The organism is Kocuria sp., from assembly GCF_030536815.1.
Classification (GTDB): Bacteria; Actinomycetota; Actinomycetes; order Actinomycetales; family Micrococcaceae; genus Kocuria; species Kocuria gwangalliensis.
Map to the genome: position 1 here is coordinate 1 of NZ_JAUNPE010000286.1, position 2038 is coordinate 2038.

The 2038-nt window shown below is 65.1% G+C and carries 2 protein-coding genes; one reads left to right on the forward strand and one right to left on the reverse strand.

Annotation, left to right across the window (positions count from 1 at the left end):
• Positions 1-5: 5 nt before the first annotated feature.
• A complete protein-coding gene (locus Q4E95_RS13205; protein ID WP_303383738.1) occupies positions 6-1208 on the forward strand; it encodes an MFS transporter in 1203 nt (400 codons plus the stop codon).
• Between the two features lie 67 nt (positions 1209-1275).
• On the opposite strand, the gene Q4E95_RS13210 is transcribed toward Q4E95_RS13205, so the two are convergent.
• Positions 1276-2038 (reverse strand): sulfite exporter TauE/SafE family protein (locus Q4E95_RS13210; RefSeq protein ID WP_368660336.1); only part of this gene is annotated, 763 nt, incomplete at its 5' end.

The following is a 2038-nucleotide window of genomic DNA, read 5'->3' on the forward strand; positions in this document are numbered from 1 at the left end:
TGAACATCAAACCCTGGACGCGGGTGGCCGCCGGATTATTCGCGGTGGCGTGGGGCGGCAACGAGTTCACACCGCTGCTGGTCATGTACCGCCACGTGGAGGGATTCGACCAAGTCTCGGTGGATATGCTCCTGGCCGCATACGTGCTGGGTATCGTTCCCGCCCTGTTGATCGGCGGGCCGTTGTCGGATCGGCACGGCCGCCGAGCACTGATGATTCCCGCGCCGATCATCGCGATGCTGGGCAGCGCACTCTTGGCGCTGGGCTCGGGCAGTCTCACGGTGTTGTTCATCGGCCGGGTGTTCTCGGGTATCGCCCTCGGGTTGGGCATGGCCGTGGGAACCTCGTGGGTCAAGGAACTGTCCGGTCGCCCGTACGAACCTCACCCGGAAAGGGTGTCCGGTGCGCGCCGGGCGTCCCTGTCCCTGACCGCCGGTTTTGCCCTGGGCGCTGCGGTGGCCGCAACGTTGGCGCAGTTCGCTCCGTTGCAAACCGTGCTGCCGTACCTGATCAACATTGTGATCTGCATTCCCACGGTGTTCCTCGTGGCCGGCGCGCCGGAGACGATGGAGACCGGGCGGCACGTGGGTTCCCTCTGGTCCGACTTGAAAATTCCCGCGGCCAAGCAACACCGTTTCTGGTTCGTGGTCGCACCGTCCGCTCCGTGGGTCTTCGGCTGTGCGGCCTCCGGCTACGCCATCCTCCCGGCATTGATGGCGGAAGTGGTCGGGCCGGACTACGGCATTGCCTTCTCAGGGCTGTTGTGCCTGGTCTGCCTGACTTTCGGCTTCTTCATCCAACCGCTGGGCAAGCGCCTGGACCGGGACGGGTCGATTCGTTCCCTGGTGGTCGGCATGATCGCCGTGGTCCTCGGCATGCTCAGCGCCGTCTTCGCCTCGGCCACCCTCTCCTTGCCGGTCGTGCTGGTCTCCGCGGCCATCCTGGGCTGCGGTTACGGTCTGGTGCTGGTCTCCGGGCTGCAGGAGGTCCAACGTATTGCGCGCGTGGATGACCTGGCCGGGCTCACCGCGGTCTTTTACTCCCTGACCTACATCGGCTTCTTCGTGCCCATGGTGCTCGCGGTGATTTCCGAGGTCACCACCTACCCCTGGCTGTTCCTCTCCGGTGCGGTGATCGCCGTCGTCTGCTTGGGGATCATGGCGTACGGCAAGGGGCACGAGGTCCGGGAGTTGCCCGCCCGGCGATAGTGGCGTGATTCATGGTTCCCTATCCCCGTTTTCCGCCCCGGAATCGGTAATAGGGAACCTTAAATCGTCACCCGAGCCAGAGTCCCAGCGCGCCTCGCACCATGACGACGACGCCGCCCACCGCCGCCAGTCCCATCGCCAAGTTGGCGGCTGCCGCCTTGTCCAAGCGACGTGAAAGCCACGTGCCGACGGTGATGCCCACGAAGATCGTGACAATGAGGGAACCGAAGGCCACGAACACCGGGACCGGCAGCGCAAAGTGCACCCCCGCGATCAGCTTGGAACCCACGGACAATGCCCCCAGGGACATGAACACCGGTTGCATGGTCGCGGCGAATCGCAGTTGATCCCAGTTGGTGATGCGCGAGTACACGACCATGGCCGGCGCGGCCACACCCGCCGTGGAGTTGAAGAATCCACCGATCAGCCCGGCTGGTACCACGGCCTTCTGCTGGTTCACCTGTCCCGCAGTATGAGTGAACTTGGTGATGGCCAAGGCCAGCAGCACCACCGCGCCCACGCCGATCTGGAGCCATTCCGCCGGGACCCACCTGACCACCAGCGCTCCGAGCACCACGCCGGGAATGGCGGACAGGATCAGAACGGCCGCGTGTTTCCACTCGACCATCCTGCGCACAGCCAGGGTGATCATGAACCCCGAGCACACCGTGGCCGCGTTGGTCACGAGCACTCCCGTGGCGGGACCCATCAACAGCGACAACACCGGGGCCACCACCAGTCCCACGCCGGTACCCGAAACTCGCTGCAGGATGCTGCCCACCAGGACGGCGATCAGTGCGGCGGTGAGGATGAGCATGGGGTGCTTTCTA